We start from the raw sequence: 270 nt of genomic DNA on the forward strand, positions 1-270 counted from the left end.
GCACCGTTTGTCGGAGGGGACGGTACCGTCAGACTTTATGCTTATCGCTGCCGCGCTTGACCATATCAGCGACGCCCGGCTCGGGCGGACGATAGGGGAAGCGTCGCCGCCTGCGGGGCTCGTCAAATGGGTCGATACTCCTGCCGGAAAGGTACAGATACTGACGGGGACACAGGGCAGCATTTCGGTGAACAAGGTCATCGCCGCTGCGCCGCTTCTGTTCCTCACCATTATCCTGCCCATTATCGGTCTGATGGCGCTCGCGACCCT

General features: G+C 61.1%; 1 protein-coding gene. It reads left to right on the plus strand.

Annotated elements, in window-relative coordinates; translation table 11 throughout:
- Positions 1 to 37 precede the first annotated feature (37 nt).
- Positions 38 to 270, plus strand: a 233-nt coding sequence (locus tag RVY79_RS19785; RefSeq protein ID WP_317466272.1) for a hypothetical protein, incomplete at its 3' end; no start/stop codon positions are given.

Source organism: Chromohalobacter sp. HP20-39 (assembly GCF_033052815.1).
GTDB lineage: Bacteria > Pseudomonadota > Gammaproteobacteria > Pseudomonadales > Halomonadaceae > Chromohalobacter.